29 protein-coding genes and 1 pseudogene are annotated in these 26,358 nt (G+C 41.5%); 14 read left to right on the forward strand and 16 right to left on the reverse strand.

Features of this window, described 5'->3' with window-relative positions; genetic code table 11:
* The first annotated feature begins 1 nt into the window (after position 1).
* From LG003_RS14830 to LG003_RS14870, 9 genes are all read left to right on the forward strand, one after another.
* Positions 2-682, forward strand: coding sequence for a helix-turn-helix transcriptional regulator (locus LG003_RS14830; RefSeq protein ID WP_262981056.1), 681 nt, complete (start codon positions 2-4; stop codon positions 680-682).
* 30 nt (positions 683-712) lie between these two features.
* Entirely contained in the window at positions 713-1,393 is a 681-nt protein-coding gene (locus LG003_RS14835) for a helix-turn-helix transcriptional regulator (RefSeq protein WP_262981057.1), read from the forward strand.
* 29 nt (positions 1,394-1,422) lie between these two features.
* Positions 1,423-2,103, forward strand: a complete 681-nt coding sequence (locus LG003_RS14840) for a helix-turn-helix transcriptional regulator (RefSeq protein ID WP_112876934.1) — start codon at positions 1,423-1,425, stop codon at positions 2,101-2,103.
* A gap of 29 nt (positions 2,104-2,132) precedes the next feature.
* A complete protein-coding gene (locus LG003_RS14845) occupies positions 2,133-2,813 on the forward strand; it encodes a helix-turn-helix transcriptional regulator (protein ID WP_112876933.1) in 681 nt (226 codons plus the stop codon).
* A 29-nt stretch (positions 2,814-2,842) separates the two neighbouring features.
* Entirely contained in the window at positions 2,843-3,523 is a 681-nt protein-coding gene (locus LG003_RS14850) for a helix-turn-helix transcriptional regulator (RefSeq protein WP_112876932.1), read from the forward strand.
* A 29-nt stretch (positions 3,524-3,552) separates the two neighbouring features.
* Positions 3,553-4,233 carry a helix-turn-helix transcriptional regulator gene (locus LG003_RS14855; RefSeq protein ID WP_112876931.1) on the forward strand — a complete coding sequence of 227 codons (681 nt, stop codon included), beginning with the start codon at positions 3,553-3,555 and terminating at the stop codon, positions 4,231-4,233.
* Between the two features lie 30 nt (positions 4,234-4,263).
* Entirely contained in the window at positions 4,264-4,944 is a 681-nt protein-coding gene (locus tag LG003_RS14860; RefSeq protein WP_112876930.1) for a helix-turn-helix transcriptional regulator, read from the forward strand.
* A gap of 27 nt (positions 4,945-4,971) precedes the next feature.
* Positions 4,972-5,643: a helix-turn-helix transcriptional regulator gene (locus LG003_RS14865; RefSeq protein ID WP_112876929.1), complete on the forward strand. Its 672-nt coding sequence runs from the start codon at positions 4,972-4,974 to the stop codon at positions 5,641-5,643.
* Between the two features lie 147 nt (positions 5,644-5,790).
* A complete protein-coding gene (locus LG003_RS14870; RefSeq protein ID WP_112876928.1) occupies positions 5,791-6,486 on the forward strand; it encodes a helix-turn-helix transcriptional regulator in 696 nt (231 codons plus the stop codon).
* A 289-nt stretch (positions 6,487-6,775) separates the two neighbouring features.
* Here the strand turns inward: LG003_RS14870 and LG003_RS14875 are convergent, their stop codons facing one another.
* The 11 genes from LG003_RS14875 to LG003_RS14925 all read right to left on the reverse strand — a co-directional run bounded on the left by LG003_RS14875 (position 6,776) and on the right by LG003_RS14925 (position 17,913).
* Positions 6,776-7,912, reverse strand: coding sequence for an aminotransferase class V-fold PLP-dependent enzyme (locus tag LG003_RS14875; RefSeq protein ID WP_262981058.1), 1,137 nt, complete (start codon positions 7,910-7,912; stop codon positions 6,776-6,778).
* Between the two features lie 208 nt (positions 7,913-8,120).
* Positions 8,121-9,476: a YhfT family protein gene (locus LG003_RS14880; RefSeq protein WP_262981059.1), complete on the reverse strand. Its 1,356-nt coding sequence runs from the start codon at positions 9,474-9,476 to the stop codon at positions 8,121-8,123.
* Positions 9,477-9,486: 10 nt separating this feature from the next.
* Entirely contained in the window at positions 9,487-9,846 is a 360-nt protein-coding gene (locus LG003_RS14885; protein WP_112876925.1) for a DUF2620 domain-containing protein, read from the reverse strand.
* A gap of 11 nt (positions 9,847-9,857) precedes the next feature.
* The gene (locus tag LG003_RS14890) at positions 9,858-10,748 is read right to left on the reverse strand and encodes a phosphotriesterase-related protein (RefSeq protein WP_112877007.1); all 891 of its coding nucleotides are present in this window, start codon (positions 10,746-10,748) and stop codon (positions 9,858-9,860) included.
* 43 nt (positions 10,749-10,791) lie between these two features.
* Entirely contained in the window at positions 10,792-11,970 is a 1,179-nt protein-coding gene (locus LG003_RS14895) for a YhfX family PLP-dependent enzyme (RefSeq protein ID WP_262981060.1), read from the reverse strand.
* 117 nt (positions 11,971-12,087) lie between these two features.
* Complete coding sequence (locus LG003_RS14900; protein ID WP_112876923.1) at positions 12,088-12,444, reverse strand: PRD domain-containing protein; 357 nt, start codon at positions 12,442-12,444, stop codon at positions 12,088-12,090.
* A gap of 23 nt (positions 12,445-12,467) precedes the next feature.
* Positions 12,468-13,373, reverse strand: a complete 906-nt coding sequence (gene yhfZ / locus LG003_RS14905; RefSeq protein WP_112876922.1) for a GntR family transcriptional regulator YhfZ — start codon at positions 13,371-13,373, stop codon at positions 12,468-12,470.
* Between the two features lie 152 nt (positions 13,374-13,525).
* Positions 13,526-15,193: a PTS fructose transporter subunit IIBC gene (gene fruA / locus LG003_RS14910; RefSeq protein WP_112876921.1), complete on the reverse strand. Its 1,668-nt coding sequence runs from the start codon at positions 15,191-15,193 to the stop codon at positions 13,526-13,528.
* A gap of 72 nt (positions 15,194-15,265) precedes the next feature.
* Positions 15,266-16,393, reverse strand: coding sequence for a fused PTS fructose transporter subunit IIA/HPr protein (gene fruB / locus LG003_RS14915; RefSeq protein WP_262981061.1), 1,128 nt, complete (start codon positions 16,391-16,393; stop codon positions 15,266-15,268).
* Positions 16,394-16,954: 561 nt separating this feature from the next.
* Positions 16,955-17,575, reverse strand: coding sequence for a tyrosine-type DNA invertase (locus tag LG003_RS14920; RefSeq protein ID WP_112876918.1), 621 nt, complete (start codon positions 17,573-17,575; stop codon positions 16,955-16,957).
* On the reverse strand, positions 17,575-17,913 hold the full coding sequence (locus tag LG003_RS14925; protein WP_262981062.1) for a hypothetical protein: 339 nt from the start codon (positions 17,911-17,913) through the stop codon (positions 17,575-17,577). The genes LG003_RS14920 and LG003_RS14925 overlap by 1 nt, the downstream gene beginning before the upstream one ends.
* Positions 17,914-18,331: 418 nt before the next feature.
* Between LG003_RS14925 and LG003_RS14930 the strand changes: the two are divergent.
* The 4 genes and pseudogenes from LG003_RS14930 to LG003_RS14945 all read left to right on the forward strand — a co-directional run.
* Positions 18,332-18,490, forward strand: a pseudogene (locus LG003_RS14930) (MurR/RpiR family transcriptional regulator); the annotation flags it as partial.
* Positions 18,491-18,816: 326 nt separating this feature from the next.
* Entirely contained in the window at positions 18,817-19,146 is a 330-nt protein-coding gene (locus LG003_RS14935) for a hypothetical protein (protein ID WP_262981063.1), read from the forward strand.
* Positions 19,147-19,226: 80 nt separating this feature from the next.
* Positions 19,227-19,898, forward strand: a complete 672-nt coding sequence (locus LG003_RS14940; RefSeq protein WP_112877006.1) for a helix-turn-helix transcriptional regulator — start codon at positions 19,227-19,229, stop codon at positions 19,896-19,898.
* A gap of 55 nt (positions 19,899-19,953) precedes the next feature.
* Positions 19,954-20,649: a helix-turn-helix transcriptional regulator gene (locus LG003_RS14945; RefSeq protein ID WP_112896016.1), complete on the forward strand. Its 696-nt coding sequence runs from the start codon at positions 19,954-19,956 to the stop codon at positions 20,647-20,649.
* A 319-nt stretch (positions 20,650-20,968) separates the two neighbouring features.
* On the opposite strand, the gene LG003_RS14950 is transcribed toward LG003_RS14945, so the two are convergent.
* The 3 genes from LG003_RS14950 to LG003_RS14960 are packed head-to-tail and all read right to left on the reverse strand — an operon-like array spanning position 20,969 to position 22,998.
* Positions 20,969-22,225 carry a PTS ascorbate transporter subunit IIC gene (locus tag LG003_RS14950; RefSeq protein WP_262981064.1) on the reverse strand — a complete coding sequence of 419 codons (1,257 nt, stop codon included), beginning with the start codon at positions 22,223-22,225 and terminating at the stop codon, positions 20,969-20,971.
* 13 nt (positions 22,226-22,238) lie between these two features.
* On the reverse strand, positions 22,239-22,526 hold the full coding sequence (locus tag LG003_RS14955) for a PTS sugar transporter subunit IIB (RefSeq protein ID WP_262981065.1): 288 nt from the start codon (positions 22,524-22,526) through the stop codon (positions 22,239-22,241).
* A 28-nt stretch (positions 22,527-22,554) separates the two neighbouring features.
* On the reverse strand, positions 22,555-22,998 hold the full coding sequence (locus tag LG003_RS14960; RefSeq protein WP_262981066.1) for a PTS sugar transporter subunit IIA: 444 nt from the start codon (positions 22,996-22,998) through the stop codon (positions 22,555-22,557).
* Between the two features lie 285 nt (positions 22,999-23,283).
* Here LG003_RS14960 and LG003_RS14965 point away from each other — a divergent pair, with 285 nt between their 5' ends.
* Positions 23,284-24,324 carry a LacI family DNA-binding transcriptional regulator gene (locus tag LG003_RS14965; RefSeq protein ID WP_262981067.1) on the forward strand — a complete coding sequence of 347 codons (1,041 nt, stop codon included), beginning with the start codon at positions 23,284-23,286 and terminating at the stop codon, positions 24,322-24,324.
* Between the two features lie 62 nt (positions 24,325-24,386).
* Here the strand turns inward: LG003_RS14965 and LG003_RS14970 are convergent, their stop codons facing one another.
* Positions 24,387-24,788 carry a nuclear transport factor 2 family protein gene (locus tag LG003_RS14970; protein ID WP_262981068.1) on the reverse strand — a complete coding sequence of 134 codons (402 nt, stop codon included), beginning with the start codon at positions 24,786-24,788 and terminating at the stop codon, positions 24,387-24,389.
* Between the two features lie 181 nt (positions 24,789-24,969).
* On the reverse strand, positions 24,970-26,025 hold the full coding sequence (locus LG003_RS14975; RefSeq protein ID WP_112876909.1) for an alkene reductase: 1,056 nt from the start codon (positions 26,023-26,025) through the stop codon (positions 24,970-24,972).
* Positions 26,026-26,358 lie beyond the last annotated feature (333 nt).

Below are 26,358 nucleotides of genomic sequence, written 5' to 3' on the forward strand. Positions count from 1 at the left end.
TATGAAGAAGAACTATGTCATCTCCCCTCAGATTATTAATACAATGGAGCAGAGTAATGAGCCTTGGGGAATAAAAGATAAAAACTCATGCTTTATTTATGTCAATCAGGCATGTAAACGTCTTCAAAATATTTCAAGTTCTTTTGACTATGAAGGGATTTATGAACATGAATTACCCTGGGATGGCGCCGAATTTGCCAAAGAATACATGGTTCATGATCAAAAAGTCATGGAACAAGAAAAGAGAATATGTTCACTCGAAACACATTTATTCGGAAAAGAACAAATTCTGTCATCCTACTTTCTTGCAAAATATCCTCTCTATCATGAAGATGGTAACTGTATGGGCGTGATATATCATGGTTGGCAAGCTCAGGATTTTTCATTTACCCGACTATTTCGTGGAAAACTTCCAGCATCTATTATGTTCCAGCCACCGACTGACCTTTTTACTCAACGGGAATGGGATGTTATTTTCCTTATGTTACACAAGTATACCAGCAAGCAAATCGGTACAATGTTAAATATTTCCTATCGTACGGTTGAAAACCATATCTCACGCATATGTAAACGAATTGGTCTTCATTCTAGTCGTCAATTGGAAGAATATTGTCGCACCAATGATTATGATCTCTATGTACCAGAAAGATTTGTGCATCCAGAAAGCAGAATGTTTCTTTAACCCTTAGATTAAAAAGGAGTTCTCACTAATATGAAGAAGAACTATGCCATCTCCCCTCAGATTATTAATACAATGGAGCAGAGTAATGAGCCTTGGGGAATAAAAGATAAAAACTCATGCTTTATTTATGCTAATCAAGCTAATTATCGCGTTCAAAATATTTCACGTTCCTTTGATTATGAGGGGCATTATGATTATGATCTTCCCTGGGATGGAGCTGAATTTGCTGAAGAGTACATGACCAATGATAAAATAGTAATGGAAAAAGAAGAAAGAATATGTTCACTTGTAACACATAAATTCTTCAAAGAGCAAATTCTGTCGTCTTACTTCTTTGAAAAATACCCTCTCTATCATGAAGACGGAAGCTGTATAGGAACAATATATCATGGTTGGCAAGTTCAGGATTTCTCATTCACCCGGCTATTTCGTGGAAAATTGCCAGCCAATATTATGTTCCAACCACCGACTGATCTTTTTACCCAACGGGAATGGGATGTTATTTTCCTTATGTTACACAAGTATACCAGTAAGCAAATCGGTATGATGTTAAATATTTCCTACCGTACGGTTGAAAACCATATTTCACGCATATGTAAACGACTTGGTCTTCATTCTAGTCGTCAATTAGAAGAATATTGTCGCACCAATGATTATGATCTCTATGTGCCAAAAAGATTTGTGCAACCTGGAAGCAGAATGCTCCCTTAACCCTTAGATTAAAAGGAGTTCTCACTAATATGAAGAAGAACTATGTCATCTCCCCTCAGGTTATTAACACAATGGAGCAAAGTAATGCCCCTTGGGCAATAAAGGATAAAAACTCATGCCACATTTATGTCAATCAAGCATGTAAACGTCTTCTCAATATTTCATGTTCTTTTGACTTTGAAGGGCTTTATGATGATGAATTACCCTGGGATGGGGCCGAATTTGCCAAAGAATACATCGCTCATGATCAAAAGGTGATGGAAAAAGAAGAAAGAGTATGTTTGCTTGTAACACATACTTTTGGAAAAGAACAAATTCTGTCATCCTATTTTTTTGAAAAACATCCTCTTTATCATGAAGACGGAAGTAGTATAGGAACAATATATCATGGTTGGCAAGCTCAGGATTTCTCATCCACCCGGCTATTTCATGGAAAATTGCCAGCCAATATTATGTTCCAGCCACCGACTGATCTCTTTACCCAACGGGAATGGGATGTTATTTTCCTCCTATTACACAAATATACCAGTAAGCAAATCGGTAGGATGTTAAATATTTCCTACCGTACGGTTGAAACCCATATCTCACGCATATATAAACGAATGGGTCTTCATTCTAGTCGTCAATTGGAAGAATATTGTCGCACCAATGATTATGATCTCTATGTGCCAGAAAGGTTTGTGCATCCAGAAAGCAGAATGTTTCCTTAATTCTTAGATTAAAAGGAGTTCTCACTGATATGAAGAAGAACTATGCAATATCACCTCAGGTTATTAATACAATGGAGCAGAGTAATGAGCCTTGGGGAATAAAAGATAAAAACTCATGCTTTATTTATGCTAATCAAGCATGTAAACATGTTCAAAATATTTCAAGCTCTTTTGATTATGAGGGGCATTATGATTATGATCTTCCCTGGGATGGAGCTGAATTTGCTGAAGAGTACATGACCAATGATAAAATAGTAATGGAAAAAGAAGAAAGAATATGTTCACTTGTAACACATAAATTCTTCAAAGAGCAAATTCTGTCGTCTTACTTCTTTGAAAAATACCCTCTCTATCATGAAGACGGAAGCTGTATAGGAACAATATATCATGGTTGGCAAGTTCAGGATTTCTCATTCACCCGGCTATTTCGTGGAAAATTGCCAGCCAATATTATGTTCCAGCCACCGACTGACCTTTTTACCCAACGGGAATGGGATGTTATTTTCCTGATGTTACACAAGTATACCAGTAAGCAAATCGGTATGATGTTAAATATTTCCTACCGTACGGTTGAAAACCATATTTCACGCATATGTAAACGAATGGGTCTTCATTCTAGTCGTCAATTAGAAGAATATTGTCGCACCAATGATTATGATCTCTATGTGCCAAAAAGATTTGTGCAACCTGGAAGCAGAATGCTCCCTTAACCCTTAGATTAAAAGGAGTTCTCACTAATATGAAGAAGAACTATGTCATCTCCCCTCAGGTTATTAATACAATGGAGCAGAGTAATGAGCCATGGGGAATAAAGGATGAAAATACACGCTATATTTATGTCAATCAGGCATGTAAACGTCTTCAAAATATTTCAAGCTCTTTTGACTATGAAGGGCTTTATGAGTATGAATTACCCTGGGATGGCGCCGAATTTGCCAAAGAATACATGGCCCATGACAAAAAAGTGGTAGAACAGGAAAAAAGAATATGTTCACTTGAGACACATATACATGGAAAAGAACAAATTCTATCATCCTACTTTTTTGCAAAATATCCTCTTTATCATGAAGACGGAAGCTGTGTAGGCATTATATATCATGGTTGGCAAGCCCAAGATTTCTCATTCACTCGCCTATTTCATGGAAAACTCCCGGCGTCTATATTATTTCAACCACCGACCGATCTCTTTACTCAACGGGAATGGGATGTTATTTTCCTGATGTTACACAAATATACCAATAAGCAAATCGGTATGATGTTAAATATTTCCTACCGTACGGTTGAAAACCATATCTCACGCATATGTAAACGAATTGGTCTTCATTCTAGTCGTCAATTGGAAGAATATTGTCGCACCAATGACTATGATCTCTATGTGCCAAAAAGATTTGTGCAACCTGGAAGCAGAATGCTCCCTTAACCCTTAGATTAAAAGGAGTTCTCACTAATATGAAGAAGAACTATGTCATCTCCCCTCAGATTATTAATACAATGGAGCAGAGTAATGAGCCTTGGGGAATAAAAGATAAAAACTCATGCTTTATTTATGTCAATCAGACATGTAAACGTCTTCAAAATATTTCAAGTTCTTTTGACTATGAAGGGATTTATGAACATGAATTACCCTGGGATGGCGCCGAATTTGCCAAAGAATACATGGTTCATGATCAAAAAGTCATGGAACAGGAAAAGAGAATATGTTCACTCGAAACACATTTATTTGGAAAAGAACAAATTCTGTCATCCTACTTTCTTGCAAAATATCCTCTCTATCATGAAGATGGTAACTGTATGGGCGTGATATATCATGGTTGGCAAGCTCAGGATTTTTCATTTACCCGACTATTTCGTGAAAAACTTCCAGCATCTATTATGTTCCAGCCACCGACTGACCTTTTTACTCAACGGGAATGGGATGTTATTTTCCTGATGTTACACAAATATACCAGTAAGCAAATCGGTATAATGTTAAATATTTCCTACCGTACGGTTGAAACCCATATCTCACGCATATATAAACGAATGGGTCTTCATTCTAGTCGTCAATTAGAAGAATATTGTCGCACCAATGATTATGATCTCTATGTGCCAGAAAGGTTTGTGCGCCCAGAAAGCAGAATGTTTCTTTAACCACTAGATGAATAAGAATTCTCATTAAATATGAAAAAGAACTATGTAATATCACCTCAGATTATTAATACAATGAAGCAAAGCAATGAGCCTTGGGGAATAAAGGATAGAAATGCATGTTTTATTTATGCCAACCAAGCATGTAAACATGTTCAAAATATTTCAAGCTCTTTTGATTATGAGGGGCTTTATGATTATGACCTTCCTTGGGATGGAGCCGAATTTGCTAAAGAATATATGATTCATGATAAGATAGTGATGGAAAAAGAAGAAAGGATGTGTTCACTCATAACACATGTACATGGAAAAGAACAAATTCTATCATCCTATTTTTTTGAAAAATATCCTCTTTATCATGAAGACAGAAGCTGTATGGGGACTATATATCATGGTTGGCAAGTTCAGGATTTTTCATTCACCCGGCTATTTCATGGAAAATTGCCAGCCAATATTATGTTCCAGCCACCGACTGATCGCTTTACTCAACGGGAATGGGATGTTATTTTCCTGATGTTACACAAGTATACCAGCAAGCAAATTGGTAGAATGTTAAATATTTCTTATCGTACGGTTGAAACTCATATCTCACGAATATATGGAAGAATTGGGGTTCATTCTAGTTATCAATTGGAAGAATATTGTCGCACCAATGATTATGATCTCTATATGCCCAAAAAATTTATCCATCCAAAAAACAGAGTTTTTCTTTAACCTTTAGAATAAAGGAGTTTTGCTAATATGAAAAATAACTATGCAATATCACCTCAAGTTATTAATACAATGGAAATAAGTAATGAACCGTGGGGAATAAAGGATAGTTCTTCAAACTTTATTTACGGTAATTCAGCCACAAAGAGGTTTATTCATAATTTTAAAGAGTCATTTGATTATGAAGGGCTTTATGATCATGAACTGCCCTGGGATGGTGCTGAATTCGCCAAGGAGTTTATTCTCCACGATAAAAATGTCATGGTTAAAGGCGAAAGAGTCTGTTCACTTGAAACCCATGTTTTTGGGCAAGAGCAAATTTTATCATCCTATTTTTGTGAAAAGTTGCCTCTTTATCATGACAATGGTAATTGTATGGGAGTTATGTACCATATGTGGAAGGCTAAAGAGTATTCATTAACCTACCTATATCAATATTATGATAAATTACCGTCATCCATGCTACTCCAACCCCCCTCCGATCTTTTTACTCATCGGGAGTGGGATATTATCTTTCTCTTCTTACAGAAACAGCCCAAAAAACAGATTGGGAAAATATTGAATATCGCCTATCATGAGGTTGAGGAACATATGTCAAGGATATATCGTAAAATCGGGATTCACTCCAGTCAACAGTTGGAAGAGTATTGTCGAGCCAATAATTTTGATCACTATATCCCAGAAAGGTTTTTATTGTCTTAGATTACGTATTATTTCCCAGTTTCTACATACTACCTTTGTTAGTTATTTATTGATAAAATAGACAACCCTATGGAAATATGCTTTGCTTTCAATGATATATTTACATTCAATAATTCAAAAAAGCAATAATTATCTTAAAGGATATTTATGAATAAATCAGGATTTAAAGAAGTCCCTTTTATTACTCGGCAATTAACACATATATGGGACAGAAGCCCCGATCCTTGGTTTGTAAAAGATAAGGAATCCCGCTTTATTTATGCAAATACCAAGTTTATTAAAGTCATTAAGTTACCGGAAAACTTTAATATCATAGGGTATACCGTTGACGAATTACCAATACCTGTTAATGGTTTTGCTCATCACTTTAAAGAACATGATCGCAGGGTCTTAGAATGCATGCAGAAAGTATGCTCTGTCGGCACTTATCCTCAAGGTAATGGTCGGCCACCTAAATCCTATTTTTGCGAAAAATATCCATTGATGGGTGAGGATAATCACTGTATTGGCATTATCTCTCACGCCAGAGAATTAGAGCACTTTACGGTTTATCATTATATTAAAGACAATATACCAACGTCAGCCAGTCTCAGACCACCTAATGATTTGTTAAATGAGAAAGAGTGGATGGTTATTTTTCTATTTTGCTGCGGTATGAATAATAATGAAACATCCATTGAAATGAATGTTTCATGCCACACGGTGGAAAAACATTTTGAAAGTATTTACCAAAAACTATCCGTCAGCTCATTGACTGAGTTACGATTACTTTGCAAAGAAAAGGGGTATGATCTCTATGTTCCACCAAGGTATTTTCTATCAATAGGTCATTTTATATTATAAATAATCGATTTTACTGTTAATTATTAATAATTCTATTAACCATTCAGGTAATAATTAGGGATACAATTAATGACATCGCCGACCTTTACATTAATTCAGGATTTATAAGCCTTGAGCCTTGATATCGATTTCCCCATCTTTTCCTTTAAGAGGGTACTCTCGCCGACACAAGGCGGGAAGGGAGTTTCGACGGGACGTTAGTCCCGTATAGTGTTTCACAACTTCGAGCATCGTCACACGCGCCGGCAAAATGAAAACGAGACCCAAGAACGGGCTTGTTGTCTGCCTCTCATACTGATGGAAAGCGGTATATCGGGAGTGGTTGAGGGTGTAGCAAGGAAGCGGCCTGTGCACAGCTTTGACTCAGGAGCCTTATTACTGTCTCCGCACCACTTCGATTAGGATTTATCCTTATCATCCGTCTCTCTAACGTGGGATCAGATTGACGGAATGTACCAGATAACCGGTAAAACAGTGGCGGAATGTCAAACTTTGATTCAGCGCCCACCGGATATGGCAGTGCACCAAGCTTATGAGCAACATGAAGTACCTGTTCGGCAATCTCATCATAAAACTCCACCAGCAATACTTTCGATTGTGCATTGGCGATAAACGCCTGTTTCACCTGCGGTATGATTCCCTGATTAAGCCGGGCCACTAATGTTTCACTCACCTGTGCCTGCACAGCATGCATCACCGGAGCAAATACTAATCCACGCAATACTTCCAATGCCTGAAATCCCTGTACTTGACTGCCACCGGAATACATACTACGCCGGATGCGCTCTATTGCCGCTTGTTGACCTACCACAACACCGATACCTTGCGGGCCAAACAGTTTAAAGCTGGAGAAAGCCGATAACATAGCCCCCCATTCACAACCGATACGTTCCACTTTCATGGCAGCATAGTTATCGTCAACCAGAACCGGTAGTGATGCAGCATTCAACAGTGATATAACGTCTGCCAGCTCATAAGCATCATCAATTTTCTGCCGCGTGTGTTGTACCAACCCCGCGACCGGTAAATGTTGCAAAATCGCAGCCCGTATTTGTTCGGATTGATTGAAATCGGCCCGCACCAGATGCAAGCCCATTTGCTCGGCAGTAACCGCTGTCGAAGGATATAACGGCGCATCATGAATCAGCAGGCTATCGCCCGCATTAAGTAATGCCGACAACCCACAACGTATTGCCCCAGTTCCCGCCCCTTGTACTAACACAGCAGCCTCAGCAGAAAAGAAATCGGCAATGACCTGTTCAACGCGTTGCGTTATCTGTGGCCGGTTCAATCCCGGCACCAGCCCTAAATCTCCTGTAGTGAGAAAATCCGCACCTGGAAAATAGCGGCAGATAATATCAACTAAACGAAACTGCTTGTGCTGCGCCTGCTCCATATTCAGACTAGGTAATGGATAGGTGTTCAATATCGGCTCTCCCGCATTAATCTATTTTCTCGTGCTTCCCCTCTATTTTTATCATCACAAAATAAAGGGGGAAATTTATACCCTATGGATTTCAAGATGCATCACGACGGCAAGGGAGCAAATCCCCGGAAGCATAGAGAACTATGTGACCGGGGTGAGTAAGTGCCGCCAACAAAGAGGCAGCTTGAAAGATGACGGGTATATTCAATTAGCTGATGCCCAACAGATAGATGACGTTAGCTAGCACACCAACCACAATCGTTGCAATCGGCCCAATCGCCATTTCAACCAAAGGACGTTTAGCCGTACGGTTGAGTAGATAAATACCCGCCACCACCATAAATCCCATGCCCGGCAGAATGGCGTTGGCAGCCATCATTCCCCCCACCAATAAGGCAACTTCTAACATGCGGGTAATAACAGTACGAATATGCTCACCACAAGCTTTGACTCCGGGATATTTATCCAACCAGATAGCAATTCTCGCCAGCAGTTTGATTTCTATAAACATAATCAAACTACCGGCAATGAAGGCAATCCACAGATTATTGGTGACTAACCCGGCGACAAACACGAACTTCATGCCGACCGGGCTATAAACCCCAGTCGCAATGGCTGTCATACCGACTAACGGCACAAAGCTGATCGCTCTGGCAAGCGCCACCAACATGGCGTTAGCCCCTTCCCCCTGCGCCATCAGTTGCAGTGATACCGGACCTTCCGCCAGCAGACTGAGTGACATCGAAGCCGCTACCGCAGTCAAACCACCACTTAATACCAGCAACCAGATGTTATTTTGAATGCGCTGTATCCGCGTGGAGAATAGTCCAACCAGCGTCTCATTCGCACCTTTAGCCGGAGCAGCTCCCTCGCCGGCTTTGGGAGCACGCTGTTTCATAGCAAAGTAGAACATCACAATCATTGATATCAGCAGAGCTATCCCGTTAGGATCCAATTGCACCGGTTTGCTCAGAACCCCACCAAAACTCAATGATCCTACCGCTTTCGTCGCGATATATCCCACCAATGTCGCAATCAGTACCCATATTCCTTTGCCATATCCGTATTGATAGGCCACAACAATCGCAGGAAACAGTGCAAAGCAGGCTACGATAGGATCGCCAACTTTACTCAGGTTACCCATGAAATTAACCGGCAAATGGGCAAAGATATCGACAACAGATCGTAAACCGGTCATCAAGGCAACGGCATATAGCGCTCCCAAGACAGCGGAAAGTATGAAACCTTTTTTACTGTTTGCACACCAGGTACCAATGACATCGGTTCCCAATAATAAGCTATGCACCAGAATAATCGGGGCGGTCAGCGAGAACGGAATACCAAAGCCGATAACCAACCCAAAACTTAGGGCAAAACTGGTGGCAGCCAGGGTTTTACGATTCATACGCCCTTCCAGATGCTCCGGCATTAAAGGACGTAGCCCATCATGAAATACAGCAATACCGCGGTTAGCCATCATGGCAGATATCCCACCAATCACCGCTAACAAACCCGCTTTAAACGGATCAATTTCCATTAAGCGAGTGAAAAATTCATATTCCATTTTCCTGTCCTCATGAAGAAAGAATAGCCTTGATAACCACCGGAATAACCGCGTCTATATCCTGACCAGTAAAACCAAATGCCGTTTTCCCGGCGTTAACATGGGCAATAATTTCTTCATCAGGCAGGATCTTCCCTGGCATACTGATGGTGGCGCATTTGTCAATACCAACAATCGCAATTGCCATTGCCAAAGCGCCTCCACCGGTATTACAGGCTCCCAAGTAGTAATCCGCATCACCACTCTTAAGCGCCATAGCGGCATCTATGTCACCCATCACGGTAATGGATAAGGTTTTATCCCCGGCCAGACGGCGTAAAGTTTCAGCAATTTTTTCTTTCTCAATTTGTCCTCCAATAACAAATCTCATATGTTTTTCCTTTAGTTGAAAAATAGCATTGGGTTATCACGTAACATCAAATCAATATCGGTTTGCGTTAATCCAGCCCGGTTTAGCATCGGCACAAAGGTGGTAATTAAATAAGCAAATCCATTGCCACCATTGGCTTTTAAGTGAGAACGACGGGTAATATCCATCGATAACATGACGCGGTTAAGCAAGCCACGTTGGGCCAGAGTCTGTAACATAGCGATCCGCTTTTCATCCGGGTAGTAATCGTTTTTGCCAATCGTGTCGAACTGGATGTAGGCCCCCTGTTCAATGATGCGCAAGATGTTGTCCAGATTATCTTTAAGATCACAGTGACCAATCACTACGCGTTCAGCATCTACACCGTGCTTTTTCAGTAATGCCAGTTGCTCAAGACCCATTGTGCTTAATGTCGTATGGGTCGAAACAGGACGCCCGGTCTCCAAATGGGCTATCGCCGCCGCATAAAATACTTTCTCTTCATCAGGCGTAATTACCCCCTTGCTGGAACCAATTTCCCCAATGACTCCGGCTTTCAGCGTCGTAGCGTCGATACCCTGTTCAATCTCAGCGATCATTTCATCCGCCAGTTGTCGAGCTGTGGTATGTGCTACATGTTCAGGAAAAAAGGCAGATTGGTAATAGCCAGTTGAAACTATTACATTAATGCCGGAGTCCCGCATCAAATCCAGCATAAACTGTGGGTTACGTCCCATGTAACGATTGGTCATCTCCACAATATTGTGTACACCCAGGCTGACCAGCGTTTTCATCTCTTCACAAATCAGGTCGTACTGATCCAGCCGGCAGTCAATGCTGTTTTTAAATGACGATAAATCGAGATGCAGGTGCTCATGTGCATAGGTATAGCCAGATGCATCAATTCTGTTTTTCTGGGTCATGAGTAAGAGAGTCCTCAGACGAAGAGAGTGGAACTGCGTCTGTTCACAGGCCATTTTCTCCATTAATCGGGATAGGGTTTCCCTGGCTGTCATAAAGCCCTTCCAAGACCGGATGCCCTGACTGGATACCGCTAACCAACGCCACATCACTGCGAGTAGCAAATATCTGGGTGCGAAAGCACAGCACGACAACACAGCCGACCGGAAATTCACCGTTCAGAGGAAAATGGTAATCAATGCTGGTGTCATCCATCGGTAACAGGTGCGTGGCGGTAATCTGGCCGTTTGGCAGGAATATCAGCGCGTTATGCGCCCGTCCACGACGGTAATAACCGCCTCCATAACAGTAACTGTTACCGTTAAATCGGTGGGATATTTCCGTCAGATAGAGCATAGCGATGCGCTCTGGCTGCTCTCCCCGAAAATTGGCAAGGATTGTTCCTGTTAGCGCATGTCCAGGCTCGGTATGGGTAACGCCATACTTTGCCAGTAGCGGCAGTGTGCTACAGCTTGACGCCGACGGCGCATTTATCTGCGTCACCTCAATCCCAGTTTGTCGTAAAATGTCTGTTGCTTTCAGTAAAGTAAATAAGTTTGGCGCTGGCAGTGTCTGCTGCTGATCCTCTTGCCACAACAAGCAAGGAAAATGTGTCAACCCCGTCAGTTTTACACCGGGCATTGCCATGATGCGCTGAACGATGGTGTGCAATTCCGACAAGTGAAAACCCGCTTCCTGACCTGGATATAAATGATCATGATCATCATAGATTTTCAGCATAATGCGTTGCACATTTCCCTCATGCTGCGCCAAACTGGAAATTTCCTCCGCTTTTTCTAAAGAATATACTGTGATCACTTCCGGATGTTGCTGCATCACTGAGGAGACCATATTACGAGGGATCTGTACCAGATGGCCTGCATGAGTCACCGGGATTTTCCCACTCATCAAGACTCTGGCCTCTTTAAAATCCACTGCGGTGACACCCTGATAACCCAGTTCCATCAGTTTACGAGCCAACCAAGGGTTACGCCCAACCTGTTTGGTCATCAGATAGAGAGCAATACCATAATGCTCCGCTACCGCAAGCAATCGTCTGGCATTTTCTAAAACCTGATCAACGTCAATAACATAAGTATCAGGCAGTAAGACCCCTCGCGCCCATAATGTCTGAGCTGCCTCAATCAGTGCCGGATTTTGTTTGTTCAGCGCATGTATAAACATGCTGTACCTCCTGTACTCCTTCGGCGATCAATGCCACTGCAATAAGTTAGATGTTAAATCATCATTTTTTTGAATATTTGATGGAAAAAAAAATCCTTCATCTCTGTTGTCGTGTTATCACTGCCCCTTTGCCGCCCAAAGGCTAAACAAGTTTGCCAGCAGATACCCCTCCTCACAGGGATGTAATTGCACGTCAAAATGTACTAATAGCGAAGCATTAATCGCTTGCAAATGAGAAAAGATTCTCGATTGACGCACTTCCATCAGCAGTTCAGTATCCATTGAACTGATTTGTTCTCCCCGGCGTGAGCGCATTAACGCGTTGGCCATATGTGTTATTACTATTTCTCCTAACGCATTCCTGACAGGAATTTCCCAATCGTTTTCAAGCTGAGCCACAACTTGTAACATGCCATCATGAATATCCTGATCAATGACATTTCCCTGATAGAGCAAATTCAGTCGATTTTCCATTCGTTAACGCCATCTATGCCAAATTAATAGCTTGGGTCCTGCTGACCTGCCAGTACACGTTGTTGATGAACTAATAACTCTGTTGTATTTACCATCGTACGTAAAAGTTGTTGCATCAGAATGTCATCAGCTCTGGTTAAAATCACCGCTTCAGAGGCTCGGATAAAACATGCACTTCCATGGAGCGGTACTGCAATAAGCTCCCTGGAACTGAGTTCAACTTCTCTGCTGACGTTCCAGATCACGGCATCAATGTCACCTTTCGCTACCTTATACAGGCTCTCGTGGTAAGAAATATCCACCAACGTGATATCCTGCCCGGCAAAGTACACTTCAGTCATGATTTTCTGGTCGGCAGAACGATGATCCAGCCCAACACGACGGATATTATGTTCACCTCCTTTGCGATAAATCAGTTGGTGTGCACCAACATAGGTATGTGGTCCCAATTCAAGTACAGTACAAACATCACCTTGTTCCAAATAAGTTTGCGCCGCCAAATGTGATACCACCGCCAAGTCATAAATACCCTTACGCAAGCATTCCACCCTAGCATCTGAACCTCTCATGTGGGCGAAGTAAAATGGAATGCCCTCAAATTGCGCTTTCAGACCGCTTGCCAGCCCCTCATACAATCGGGTATAAGGCAGCGGCATTGCACAAACCACGTTACTAATATCAGCATGGGCTAACAGTGCTTTGTGATCCATACTGACCAAATAGCTACCATTGCGCCCCCGTCGTTCCACATAAACCGCACCAGAACTCTCCAGTTTTTTTAATGCAAACTGAACTAACCCAACAGATAACCCATAGTCAGATGACAGCTCTTCAATCGTTTTCAACCGATTACCACAGCGCTCACCTAGCAGATAACGTGCCAGGCACGCTTGTGCAACCCCCTCTTTTTTAAGCAGCCCATGACTCATAATAATTCTTCATTTTTTTGAATATATTTATATCTAATTTAAGGAGGCAAATAACAATCGGAAAATAGCAAAAATGCGAATGAGGTCACGAATAAATAGGTAATTTTCTTAAATTTCAATGATTTTAATTTGATAACTAATAATTTCTGTTTTTATGTTTTAGTTGTGGTCGTTTCTGGACGCTTAAGCAGTGCATAGATCAATCCTGCCAACAAAGTACCAGCAATAATCGACATCAAATAACCCAGTATTGGTGTGATAGCACCTGGAATCAACAGCACAAACAGGCCACCGTGCGGTGCCATTAATTGCGCACTTATTGCCATAGAGATGGCTCCCGTCACCGCACCACCAACGATACAACATGGGAGCACACGTATCGGATCACGGACAGCAAAGGGAATCGCGCCTTCGGAAATAAAACATAAACCTAACACCAATGCGGCTTTACCACTTTCCCGCTGAACGTTATCGAACTTCTGCCGGGCAATCAGTGTCGCCACTCCCATAGCCAGCGGGGGAACCATCCCCGCAGCCATAATGGCAGCCATTGGCGCGTAGGTTTGCGAGCTAAGCAAGCCGACACCAAACGCATAGGCAGCTTTGTTTATCGCTCCCCCCATATCAGCACACATCATCCCGCCTAAAATGGCTCCTAGCAGGAGTGCGTTGGTTGTCTCCATATGAGAAAGCCAATACGTTAGCCCCGCCATGATACCGGCGACAGGTTTACCAATAACGTAAATCATAATCAGGCCAGTGATCAGGCTAGCAAATAGCGGAATGATCAAGATCGGTTTCAATGCTGCCATACTCTGCGGCAATTTCACTTTGGTGTTAAGCAACTTCGCTACGTAACCGGCGAGGAAACCCGCAATAATACCGCCAATAAATCCCGCGTTCGTGCTAGTTGCCAACATGCCGCCAATTAAACCGGGTGTCAGACCTGGGCGATCAGCGATCGAGAAAGCAATGTAACCAGCCAGTACAGGGACCATCAGAGCAAAAGCTGAGCTACCACCGATTTGCATTAACGCCGCCGCCAATGTACCCGATTCTTTAAATGCAGTGATGCCAAAAGCAAATGACAATGCAATGCACAGGCCACCCGCCACCACCATCGGTAACATATAAGAGACGCCCGTCAACAAGTGACGATAGATACCGGTATTCTCTTCCCTCCGGTCAGTTTTAACATTTTGCCCTTCCGGTTCGAAAAGCCTGGCTTCGGCTAGCGCTCTATCAAATTCTTGCGCTGTTTTCTTCAACGCCAGCCCGGTGGAGGTACGGTACATCGGTTTTCCGGCAAATTTCGCCAGATCTACGTCAATATCGGCAACGACTAGCACCAGATCCGCTTTTTCCACCTCTTCCGGCGTAATAACATTGCCCGCACCTACTGAGCCGCGCGTTTCCACCTTTACCCACCAACCGCGCTTTTTGGCTTCGGTTTCGATGGCCTCCGCGGCCATAAAGGTGTGCGCTACCCCTGTAGGACAAGCAGTCACCGCAACAATCCGTTTTGTATCACAACTGATGTCAGTTGCCGGTATCTGATACGGCTTCGCGTCAGCTTTTGCCTGCTGAAAGAAATTTTTCGGCGCATGCAATGCCTGTTCCGTGTCGCCGAGATAAACAAGCTTACCGTTCAATGTGTTATCGGTGGGGATGCGACTGCCGGTCACGACCACCAAATCGGCCTCTGCTGGATTTTCTGTTAGTATCAGTCCGTTTTCCGCCGCAGCGGCACTGAGGATTGTTTTCACCAGATAACTTCCGGCAAGTCCGAGTGAAGGATCAACGATAATCAGCATTTTCATTATGCTTCTCCTGCTGTTAGCTAAAAGGGTTGTAGATCGACGCGCCCCATTATCACGGCAAATTGGGGATTTCTACTCTCGCGGTCCCTCCCCCAAACCGGAAGTAATCGCTTCGCCAATGGCCGCTATCGCCTGCTGCGCATCATCACCATTGGCAGTAACATGAAGCCGATGGCCTTTTTTAGCGCCCAATGCCATGATTTTCATCAGACTACGGCCGTTTACCGGTTGACCGGCACCATCAAGATTGATGATGGTAATTTCACTGGAAAATTGCCGGATAACATTAACCAACAGAGCACCTGGGCGAGTATGTAAGCCATGTTCGTTGCACAGGACAAATTCCCCGCTGGATATGGCGCTCTGCGCCAGTACGCCACTGGTCAGTAATGTCAGCACTGTCGGCGCATCAGCTTTCAGCAAACATTCCGCTTTTTGTGCTAATAGCAAGTTACTTAGGTGGTGCAACACATTTAGCGGTTGGTCGTCAGCAACCGCAACCGTCAGCAACATCACCACCGGCTCGTTATCCCGCGTGAATAATCGGCTCACTGCCACAGCGCTGGTTAAGTTACCGGCGGGGCTATCACTGAGCCAAATGCCCTGCCCAAGATCCAGTGGTTTGCTGTTAATCACTTTGCTGACAAAGGTCGTATCTACGGCCCCCACTTGCTGTAACCGCCCGGCATTCAATGCCTGTAATGTCATCAGATCGCGGGCATTAACATCTAACGTGATCAAGCTGGTATCGAATTTAAACTCAGCCTGCTGAACTTCTCCCATTAGCAAGCTATGCAGTACCTGTGCTGACTCAATCGTTTTTAGCTGCTCTGCAATACGATCATCACTCAGTAAGTGTGTTAACTGACGCAGTAGTGCCAAATGCTCATCGGAACGCGCGGCGATACCAATAACCACATAACACATCGCTCCTTGATCCCATTCAATACCCTGTGAAAAGTGAAATACCTGTACATCGGTTTTCATGACCAGATCACGGGTATCTAGCGTGCCATGCGGAATGGCGATACCGTTGCCAAGGTAGGTGGAAATTTGCTTTTCACGTTGCAACATGCCGTCAACATAGGCATCACTGACGTTACCACTCGCGGCTAACATGGCCGCCACTTGGCGAATGGCATCCTCTTTACTGGTTGCAATTGCGCCAGTATGGATATTTTGCAGAGCCAACTGGAACATAATTTTCTCCCTATTACCAAAAATAGAATCGTTTCAGTTTATACGTAGAGAAAAAAGCATTAAGTCCAATAAAAGAAAAAAGAGATAAAAAACTGAAACGTTTCAACGAGTGTGGGACATGACTAATTTTCATTCAATACTTATGTGAAATAAAATCGCAATTTTTTGAGATTACTCACATTTTTTCTGCCATCGTTTTTTGTCTATCTTCGGTTTAACAGATTTGGTAAACCAATAACTCACTTGCCATTCACCAACCTTCCCAAGATGAGTGTGCTTGCCTATGCTGGCAGAGATGTCGATGTTGAGGGTTCTGTGAAACATTTTTTTCATCGACAGATGGAACAGGTTTAACCGCATTTATCAATGAGGCAATCCAAACAAGTCTCAGCGAAACTGCGGCATTAAATACCCTAGATTTTAGACCGGTTATTTACCCTATTCTGGAAATAGTTGAAGGGTTTCCGAAACGCTTATTTTTACGGGGTGAAGAAGAAGAAAAGCGAGTTCTACAGATGGTTTTTATGTATGCGCCTTAACAGGCGCATACATCAGAATCGCTTATTCAATTGAACAAGCATTTTCCTGTGGGACATAATCAAAGTGTAATTCCCGATGCCGATTCCTTTTTACACCCCAAACACCGTGGAAACGCTCTGCATTACTGGCAGTATACCGCACAGTATGGCGAATATTGCTGTGCCCAAGATAATCTTGTATCAACCGCGTATCTATTCCCCTATCTGCAAGTGCAAAACCGCAGGCATGGCGCAACATGTGCGGATGAGAACCTACGGAAATATTAGCCAATCTCCCTAACTGACTAATAATTTGATAAATGCGCTGGCGAGTTAGTGGTTTTCCGGTACGCGACAGAAACAACCAATCACTTTCTGCCCCTCGGAAGGTTTTACGGACTTTTAGCCACTCCCTGATCGCCTGGATTTCATAGCCCAAAAGAGGATGAATAGTAGAAAATCCGCCTTTTAAACGCCGGATATATAAACTTCCATCTTCCAAATCCAGATCAGATATCCGTAGATACCTAGCTTCACTAACACGTAAGCCATGAACAAAACTCATGTATACCAGACAATAGTCGCGCTCCCCATTAGGGCTCTTTTTCGCCATTTCCAGCATACTTTCCACTTCGTGTTGCGTTAGATGTCTTCGCTGACCCATTATGGTCTATCCCAAATATTCTTTGTTTCAACGCATTTAACATGCTGCGTTATCTGTAACTGATTAAGACCCGGAACCAACCCTAAATCCCCCATAGTAATTAAACCTGCACCGAAATGGCGGCAGATGACTGTATGAAAGCTCTGTTTCTGTACTTGATCTATGCTCAAGCTGCGTAATGGATAGATATTCAATGTCTGTTCTCCGGTAATCCCCCCCCTATTCTTACCATCACAAGGCCAAAAGAAAAATAGTGATTCAATTAACCGATCCCCACCAAATAAGACTTTTTGGCTAGAATTACCAACAAAAATCGCTGCGATAGGCCCAATAACCATTTTAACAAAAGGACATGTCCGTCAGATTGATATCTGGTTCAAATCACTAAGGAAGGATGTTGATGCAGCAATGTTTGCCGGCTTCCAATAAACATTTAATCTCTCTATCTTTGCTAGAGGAACCCGGCAGACAGCAAATCTAACAAACTGGTAACACAGGTAGACGATTCTCTATGCAGAATGATCTGGTATATCAGCTAGATACAATATCCAGCTTTTCAGATCACTACCAGATTTTATCCATGTCGTCATCAATGATGCCTTTTATAAATTTTTTAAACCTCAATATTATGACCCATTATTGCCCTCCTCCGCCAATCATTTGCAACAAAATTTGGTTTGCGAGTGTACTCACACGTTTAAAAGTTACATGTTACTTTTCCCGTTAATTGACGTTGAGGGGTGATCCGCATCCTCTACCCGCTCATCTGCTAATCCATTGGCGTCACTAGCTGATGTGCACTTTGCACTGTATGACGAGGCAATTTATTTCGATGCAGAAATCAACGAAATAACTTCATTCGAGTCTAATCTGATCATGTTCATTGATTTACTATTATTACAAGCAACGTCTTAATTCATTGAGTACAAGCTATACAATATGATCTCGACAGCCAAGGAAAATAAAAACAGAGAAAGAGATGTTAAGGATTAAATCAAACCTGTATAAAGACGATTTAAATAATTTCAGAACTAAACAATATTAATACTTATATTTTTTACATAGAGGTATTTTTTACACAGAATAATAAACTATTTAATTAACAGATATGTGTAAAAATCAATAAATTTTATTTCTTTACGAATTAATCATTGCAATCTCTTATATATTCAGGTTATTTTAAGTGTAATCATTAAAAAAACGCTTCAGATAATGATTTAAAGACTCATTAAGGAGTTGCCATGTTAAATATAAAAAATAAACAAAATAATATTACTCCGCAATTAGTTTACATGTGGGAAAATAGTCATGATTTTTGGGAAACTAAACATTGCCGGTCAAAATTTATCTATGCAAATCCGCTTTTTTGCCAACGACTCAACTTATCTGAAAATTCTGATATTACCGAACTTTCAGCAAGTGAGTTACCCTCGCCTATTGCAAAATATGAAAATTCAGGAAGTTGTATTAATACTCTCTTTGATGCCAATAAAGAAAAAGATTTCTCTCTAACCTGTCTGTGTTTTACAAAAATACATCGACCAAAAACAAAAAGAATATTGTTGTCTTAACGATGTTGATCTCGACACACCAGAAAAATTTTTGCAACAAGAAAGCATTATGTTTTCCTAAATCAAAATATTACACAAATATGACTAGAAAAAATTCAACCACTTCGTTACAAATAATCAACACATTGGAAGCAAGCAATGAACCGTGGGGAGTAAAAGATAAATCTTCCTGTTTTCTCTATGGTAATAGTGCATTAATTAAACTCCAAAATATAAATGCCAACTATGATTATGAAGGTAAATATGATAGTGATATTCCCTGGAGAGGCAATGAATTTGCCAAAGATTTTATTACACATGATTTGCAGGTAATAAAAAATAGAGAAAGTATTTTATCATTAGAGACACATGTCTTTGGGCGAGATAAAGTTTTATCATCTTATTTCCAGGAAAAATTTCCACTCGATGATGATAAAGGTGAATGCATCGGTATTCTTTTCCATGCCTGGAAAGTTCAGGATAATTCACTGGCTCGGCTATTTCACAGTAAACTACCTACTTCTATTATGTTTCAATCGCCGACTCATCTCCTTACTGAACAGGAATGGGAAATTGTCTTTCTTTTTCTACAAAAATATAGTAGGACACAAATCTGTCAATTACTCAAAATCTCAGATAAAACCATAGAGGAATATATAAGAAAGATTTATAATAAATTGAAAGTTAACTCAGACTCACAACTGGAGGAATATTGCCGACTAAATAGTTTTGATCTCTATGCACCAAAAAGGTTCTTATTGTCTTACTTATAAATATCGTCTATTTATTCAAATTTTTTATAAGGTAATAATGTTATAAAGGTCAAATATGAGTCAATCAGGATGTAAAAAAGTCCCTTTTATTACTCCTCAATTAACTAATATGTGGGATAAAAGCTCAGAACCGTGGTTTGTAAAAGATAAGGAGTTCCGCTTTATTTATGCAAATAAAATGTTTATCAAAGCTAATAAGCTACCTGAAAATATTGATATTATTGGGTATACCGATAAAGAATTACCTTCACCAGTGAATCAATTCTCTCATCTTTTTGAGGAACATGATCATAAGGTGTTACAGGGTATGCAACGAATATCATCTCTTAGCACTTACCCTCAAGCAAAAAATGAACAAGCCACATCCTATTTCTGTGATAAATATCCGTTAATGGATGAAAATAAACAGTGTATTGGTATAATTGCTCACGCAAGAGAAATACATAATTTTACTGTATCTCATTATATGGAGAACAATATTCCTATATCAATTCGATTTCAACAACCTAACAATCTATTAAAAGAGAAAGAATGGATAATCATTTTTTTATTCTGCCGTGGCGTTAGTAATAGATATATCGCTGACGAAATGAAAATTTCATATCGCACTGTGGAAAAATATTTCGAAAGTATCTATGAGAAACTATCAGTTAGCTCAGCAATTGAGTTAAGAACACTTTGCAAAGAGAATAGTTATGATCTTTATATTCCCCCCCAATACCTTCAATCTATAGGCCATATTTTGCTATAAATAATCGATTTCATTATTACATATTTCTCTCTGACCTGTTTAATTAACCTGAATTTTGCTTAAATTTCCCCTAACTGATATATGGATAACAATTTGATAAATCAAAATAAAGGGCTAAAAACGTGACTAAATAATCATTTTTTTGAAAATTTACTTTTCTATTTCTGTTGAAGACTTTATATAAAAAACGATGAAACCAAGAAATTCTCATGAGCACTGACGGGTGCTTTATCATGGTCGAATGGTTTACATCAACATTTTGACAAGAGACAGGGTGTTTATAGCCCTGTTTCAATTCCAAGATCCAGATACTCCACAATCAACGAACAATAATACCTAACAGAATGCCCAATGCGCCAAAGTCAGCATCACTGAATGTCGTGTTGGCAATACCGATATCCCCCAAAACGGGTAACAGAAATACGGGTAAGAAGGTAATCAGAAAGCCCTGAGTAAAAGCCCCAAGAATAGCGCCTCTACGCCCCCCTGTCGCATTACCAAAAACCCCGGCCGCCGCACCAACAAAAAAGTGCGGCACAACACCGGGAATAATGACCGTCATACCGAGTGCATACAGTACAAACATACCGATAACACCAGCCACAAAACTGCTCAAGAATCCTACCAATACTGCATTAGGGGCGTAAGGAAAGACAACCGGGCAATCTAACGCAGGTTTAGCATTTGGGACCAGTTTGTCAGAAATTCCTTTAAATGCAGGAACAATTTCTGCAATAACCATTCTCACACCTTGCAGAATAATATATACACCTGCGGCAAAGGTAATAGATTGCATTAGCGAGAATATAAATCCATTTTTCCCACCACTGACTTCCCTCACAAAATCACCACCAGCAAATAAGCAACTGATCATGAAAATAATCGCCATCGTAAAAGAGATGGCAACCGGTGTATCACGCAGAAACAGCAAGCTTTTCGGAACATTCATCTCTTCGGTTGAATGGGCCTTATTTCCTAGTTTGCTGCCAATAAAACCAGCGAGAACATAGGAAAGCGAGGAAAAATGCCCAATGGCAACGTCGTCAGAACCTGTTACTTTCTTCATATATGGATGGACAATCGCCGGGAAGAAAACCATAGCAACGCCAACAACCACAGAACCAATAGCCACCAACATCGCGCCTTTGATCCCTGCTGTTGCCAGAATCACCGCGACCATCATGGACATAAATAATGTGTGGTGCCCAGTCAGAAAGATAAATTTCCACGGTGTAAAACGTGCAATCAAGATATTGATCACCATAGCAAAGAACATGATCATTGCCATTTCTTTACCAAAACTCTTTTGCGCAATGGAAACAATTGCTTCGTTGTTTGGTACGACTCCCTGAATACCAAAAGCGTGTTGGAAAATTTCAGCAAAACCCCCCAGTGAAGAGACGACTAATCCAGCACCCGCCCCCAAGATCAAAAACCCCATAATGGTTTTTATAGTACCTTTGATACATTCAGTCACCGGTTTCCTTTGCACGATCAAACCAACAAGCGCGATAAACCCCACCAAAATCGCCGGTTCTGACAGAACATCACTCATCAGAAAATGAAAAAATTCCATGACAATCCCCCGGTTACAGTGCACCAAGTTCAACTAATGCCACGGACAGACGTATTTTCATTGCCGATTTATCCACCATATTGTCCAGCGCAACAATTTTGCCATCGACTGCCTGAATAACCAGTTGTTCTGCAATATCTTTAGTACCGACAAAAATGTCGCTTTGAGTTGCTTTTGCTGACCCCAGATCGACGTGATCAACACTGGCATCTATTCCCATCTCTTTCAGAATATTTTTGATACTCATTTCCATCATCAAGCTGGTACCTAACCCATGTCCGCAAACGACAGTGATTTTCATACTGTTACCCCATAGCAAAAATAACGACTTAATACTTGTTAATCACGGCAAGAATCTCTTCTTTACTTTTGGCACTCATCAGTAATGCAATATCTTGTTGATTATCAAATAGTTCGGCAAGTTTAGCGATCACTTCGATATGGCTGTTGCTATCAGTTGCTGCCAAGACAATCAACAAATTAACCGGATCATTTTCTTCAGAACCAAACTCCACTCCTTTGCTAATCACAGTTAACGCTAAAGCTAATTTGTTAACCCCTTGTTCCGGTCTGGCATGTGGCATAGCAATTCCCGGCCCAACAACATAATAGGGACCAATTACCTCATGCGAACGATAAATAGCATCAATATAACAAGAAGAAATGGCACCATTTTCCACCAGAGGCTGACAAGCAATCGCGATTGCTTCGCGCCAATTTTTAGCATCCGGTATCACTTGGATCACATCTTGGGTGAGTAACGTCTTTAGCATCAATCTCCCCTAATTAAAATCTCATTCCGCTCTACCTACCCTCTTACCCTCTATCTTCTGTTTTCTGTTTTCTATCTTTATCTTCTGCTAGTGATATTAGTCACAAATGATAGCGCTATCTATGATCGTAACTCATAATTGTGATACCGCTATCATTTGTTATTTGATTAATTCACCATAAAGCGAAAGTACATCATGGTTTTTTCCCCACGGCTTGCTTGAGATCAGGTAGAATCCCATCGTCAAATTCATAGCCGTTAATTAAAAAAATAGAAAAATATTTTGATGAAAAAGACACGAAAACGCCGTAATACAGGGCGAGTAACATTACAAGATGTTGCTAAGTATGCTGGTGTCGGTTCAATGACAGTTTCACGCGCATTGAGAACACCAGAAGTGGTATCGGATAAATTGCGAGAAAAAATTGAACACGCTATACAAGAATTGGGATATATCCCAAATGGCGCTGCCGGCGTACTTGCTTCGGGCCAAAGTAATATTATTGCAGTACTTGTGCCCTCACTGACAGATAAAGCTAGCGCTACATTTATACAGTCACTGCAACAAGTGCTGAATAAACATGCCTTTCAAGTTTTGCTTGGATGTCATGAATATAACCATAATAAAGAAACCGAAATTATCATGACACTACTGCAAAGCAATGCAGCAGCACTGGTGATTTTCAGTTCGCAATTGGCAGATAAAACCCACAGCAATATTTCTCATATCAATATTCCCATTATTAATGTTGCAAGCTCTCATCAACAGCAGACGACGATTAATATAGAAACCGATTTTTCCGCAGCTACCTATACGTTGACTGAACATATGTTGAATAATGGCCGCAAGCATATCGGTTATATTGGCGCCCAAATGGACAGCCGTTTACGCAATCAGCAAATTAATGGCTGGCATAAAGCCATGCTGCATCACTATCAGAATGCTGACCAAAATATCACTACTTCGGATACGGCTAGCATGCAATTTGGTCGCCAGGCAATTACTGAAATGTTATTACGTCAACCTGAACTGGAAGGTGTGATTTGTAGTCATGAAGTGATTGCTTTAGGAGTCATGTTTGAATGTCAGCGGCGTCTACTTAAAATACCCGCTGATTTGGCTGTTGCTTGTCTGGATGGTTCAGATAATTGTGACCACACACAGCCAACACTGACATCAATTCGCATTGATTATCCCCAAATAGGCAGGGACACCGGAAAATTGCTGATAAAACTGCTCAAACAACAAGGTGAAGATAAAACAAAATATCAAAATAACCAATATCACCTATTTTCGTATAAGTTCGAGCCTGGACAAAGTGCTTAGCAAAATTGATCACCCTATGCTATTGTTTGGCTCAGTTAATATTGCTGGCATAATAACCGATGTCACCGAATAGCATAATCTGTATGAGCACGCTCAATTTGAAGCGTATCGGCAGTTTGTTGTAATTTAACTAACCGCCCATCCCGCACTGTCCATATATGAACGAAACGAGAAATAAACCGTTTGCCACGCTTCACCCGTCCCAAATAATTACCCAGAACAATGATATGATCATCTGACTCAAAATATTCAGAACTGTCCACCACAAACTCATCAATATCATTTAAAAACGGCACAAAAAAATTATTTAATACATCCTCAATTCCTTCATAAACCCCACCATACCGAGATCCTTCGGTAACATCCCAAATAATATCACTCGCCATGATCTGGCGAAGAACATCAATATCACCCATAGAGTCGTAAAAACGACGAACAATAGATACATTTAATGAATCTGACATTATCATTCTCCTTCAAATTATCCTGCAATGAAATATGACCGGCTCTTATAAAAGGAGCCAGCCGGATATCTTGGGACGTTCAACCAAAAAGCGCCATTAAAGCTTTAAATTAACATCCCCGAAAAACAATTCGAATATCTTTCATGTTAGGCTATCCATTGTGGGTAAGATATCCCCTTACCTAGGTAAGCGCTGGATAATCAGTATAGCCTATAGCCCCAGGAACCATAAAAGTTTCCGGTTGTTGTTCATTAAATGACGCTTTAACCAAAAACCGGTGAGGTAAGTCTGGATTGGAGATGAATAATTGACCAAAAGCCACTGCATCAGCCCGGCCGTCAGCAAGAACTTGCTCGGCACTTTCTTGAGTAAGTTCCTCGTTAGCAATATAGATTGACCCAAAAGCCTCTTTTATCACCTTACTTAAGTCACCATCAACCACAGCATCACGTGAGAAAATAAAAGCAATACCTCGTTTACCAAGTTCACGTGCTACATATCCAAACGTCGCCACAGGATTGGAATCCGCCATAGAGTAATAACCACCACGTGGGGACAAATGCATGCCAACACGTGATGAGCCCCAAACTGAAATACAAGCGTCTGTCACTTCCAGCAGTAATCGAGCCCGATTTTCGACTGAACCTCCGTACTGATCTGTGCGCAGATTAGCATTATCTTGCAAGAATTGATCGAGCAAATATCCATTGGCGCCATGTATTTCTACTCCATCAAACCCTGCCGTTTTCGCATTTTCCGCTCCGCGCCTGAATGCTTCGACAATACCGGGAATCTCCTCAAACTCAAGTGGCCGTGGAACCACGAAAGGACGTTTTGGGCGTAATAAGCTAACATGACCATCAGCCGCAATTGCACTTGGCGCCACTGGCCGTTCTCCATTAAGGAAAACAGGGTCCGATATCCGCCCCACATGCCAAAGCTGTATAAAAATACGCCCACCAGCAGCATGCACAGCATCCGTGACCAATCGCCAACCAGCAACTTGCTCATCTGACCAAATACCCGGCGTATTCTCGTAGCCAACTCCTTGCGGAGTTACTGAAGTCGCTTCGCTGATAATCAAACCAGCAGAAACGCGCTGAGCATAGTATTCCGCCATCAGCGCATTAGGGACACGCCCTTCTCCTTCTGCACGATTACGTGTCAGAGGAGCCATAATGATGCGATTTGGCAAATCGAGATCACCAATGCGAATTGGGTCAAAAAGTGTAGGCATATTTTTTCTCTCATATAGATTAATAAATGCACTTCGTTGCAAATCATCAATAGCTGCATAGCCAGGTCATACCAGAAACAAACTAATAATGTTATAACACAACAATGACTTTGCTTGAGAATGATATATACCTGTTATCTTTCAAGTTGCCTCTTTGTTGGCTGCACTCACTCACCCCGGTCACATAGTTCTCTATGCTCCCGGGGATTCGCTCCCTTGCCGTCGCGATGCATCTTGAAATCCATAGGGTATAGGCCGCTTGTAGCCTTTGATTTAAGTGAATAGGGGTCTATTGAATGAGTGGTGTAAAAAAGGCCACGCAATACGCAGCCT

The organism is Photorhabdus kleinii (assembly GCF_025384885.1).
GTDB lineage: Bacteria > Pseudomonadota > Gammaproteobacteria > Enterobacterales > Enterobacteriaceae > Photorhabdus > Photorhabdus kayaii.

Excerpts from the sequence above, each read along its gene's own strand:
- LG003_RS14830 (WP_262981056.1), top strand. The coding sequence starts at position 2 with ATGAAGAAGAACTATGTCATCTCCCCTCAGATTATTAATACAATGGAG.
- LG003_RS14835 (WP_262981057.1), top strand. The coding sequence starts at position 713 with ATGAAGAAGAACTATGCCATCTCCCCTCAGATTATTAATACAATGGAG.
- LG003_RS14840 (WP_112876934.1), top strand. The coding sequence starts at position 1,423 with ATGAAGAAGAACTATGTCATCTCCCCTCAGGTTATTAACACAATGGAG.
- LG003_RS14845 (WP_112876933.1), top strand. The coding sequence starts at position 2,133 with ATGAAGAAGAACTATGCAATATCACCTCAGGTTATTAATACAATGGAG.
- LG003_RS14850 (WP_112876932.1), top strand. The coding sequence starts at position 2,843 with ATGAAGAAGAACTATGTCATCTCCCCTCAGGTTATTAATACAATGGAG.
- LG003_RS14855 (WP_112876931.1), top strand. The coding sequence starts at position 3,553 with ATGAAGAAGAACTATGTCATCTCCCCTCAGATTATTAATACAATGGAG.
- LG003_RS14860 (WP_112876930.1), top strand. The coding sequence starts at position 4,264 with ATGAAAAAGAACTATGTAATATCACCTCAGATTATTAATACAATGAAG.
- LG003_RS14865 (WP_112876929.1), top strand. The coding sequence starts at position 4,972 with ATGAAAAATAACTATGCAATATCACCTCAAGTTATTAATACAATGGAA.
- LG003_RS14870 (WP_112876928.1), top strand. The coding sequence starts at position 5,791 with ATGAATAAATCAGGATTTAAAGAAGTCCCTTTTATTACTCGGCAATTA.
- LG003_RS14880 (WP_262981059.1), bottom strand. The coding sequence starts at position 9,476 with ATGGAATATGAATTTTTCACTCGCTTAATGGAAATTGATCCGTTTAAA.
- LG003_RS14885 (WP_112876925.1), bottom strand. The coding sequence starts at position 9,846 with ATGAGATTTGTTATTGGAGGACAAATTGAGAAAGAAAAAATTGCTGAA.
- LG003_RS14890 (WP_112877007.1), bottom strand. The coding sequence starts at position 10,748 with ATGACCCAGAAAAACAGAATTGATGCATCTGGCTATACCTATGCACAT.
- LG003_RS14895 (WP_262981060.1), bottom strand. The coding sequence starts at position 11,970 with ATGTTTATACATGCGCTGAACAAACAAAATCCGGCACTGATTGAGGCA.
- LG003_RS14900 (WP_112876923.1), bottom strand. The coding sequence starts at position 12,444 with ATGGAAAATCGACTGAATTTGCTCTATCAGGGAAATGTCATTGATCAG.
- yhfZ (WP_112876922.1), bottom strand. The coding sequence starts at position 13,373 with ATGAGTCATGGGCTGCTTAAAAAAGAGGGGGTTGCACAAGCGTGCCTG.
- fruA (WP_112876921.1), bottom strand. The coding sequence starts at position 15,193 with ATGAAAATGCTGATTATCGTTGATCCTTCACTCGGACTTGCCGGAAGT.
- fruB (WP_262981061.1), bottom strand. The coding sequence starts at position 16,393 with ATGTTCCAGTTGGCTCTGCAAAATATCCATACTGGCGCAATTGCAACC.
- LG003_RS14920 (WP_112876918.1), bottom strand. The coding sequence starts at position 17,575 with ATGGGTCAGCGAAGACATCTAACGCAACACGAAGTGGAAAGTATGCTG.
- LG003_RS14925 (WP_262981062.1), bottom strand. The coding sequence starts at position 17,913 with ATGGTTATTGGGCCTATCGCAGCGATTTTTGTTGGTAATTCTAGCCAA.
- LG003_RS14935 (WP_262981063.1), top strand. The coding sequence starts at position 18,817 with ATGTTAAATATAAAAAATAAACAAAATAATATTACTCCGCAATTAGTT.
- LG003_RS14940 (WP_112877006.1), top strand. The coding sequence starts at position 19,227 with ATGACTAGAAAAAATTCAACCACTTCGTTACAAATAATCAACACATTG.
- LG003_RS14945 (WP_112896016.1), top strand. The coding sequence starts at position 19,954 with ATGAGTCAATCAGGATGTAAAAAAGTCCCTTTTATTACTCCTCAATTA.
- LG003_RS14950 (WP_262981064.1), bottom strand. The coding sequence starts at position 22,225 with ATGGAATTTTTTCATTTTCTGATGAGTGATGTTCTGTCAGAACCGGCG.
- LG003_RS14955 (WP_262981065.1), bottom strand. The coding sequence starts at position 22,526 with ATGAAAATCACTGTCGTTTGCGGACATGGGTTAGGTACCAGCTTGATG.
- LG003_RS14960 (WP_262981066.1), bottom strand. The coding sequence starts at position 22,998 with ATGCTAAAGACGTTACTCACCCAAGATGTGATCCAAGTGATACCGGAT.
- LG003_RS14965 (WP_262981067.1), top strand. The coding sequence starts at position 23,284 with ATGAAAAAGACACGAAAACGCCGTAATACAGGGCGAGTAACATTACAA.
- LG003_RS14970 (WP_262981068.1), bottom strand. The coding sequence starts at position 24,788 with ATGTCAGATTCATTAAATGTATCTATTGTTCGTCGTTTTTACGACTCT.
- LG003_RS14975 (WP_112876909.1), bottom strand. The coding sequence starts at position 26,025 with ATGCCTACACTTTTTGACCCAATTCGCATTGGTGATCTCGATTTGCCA.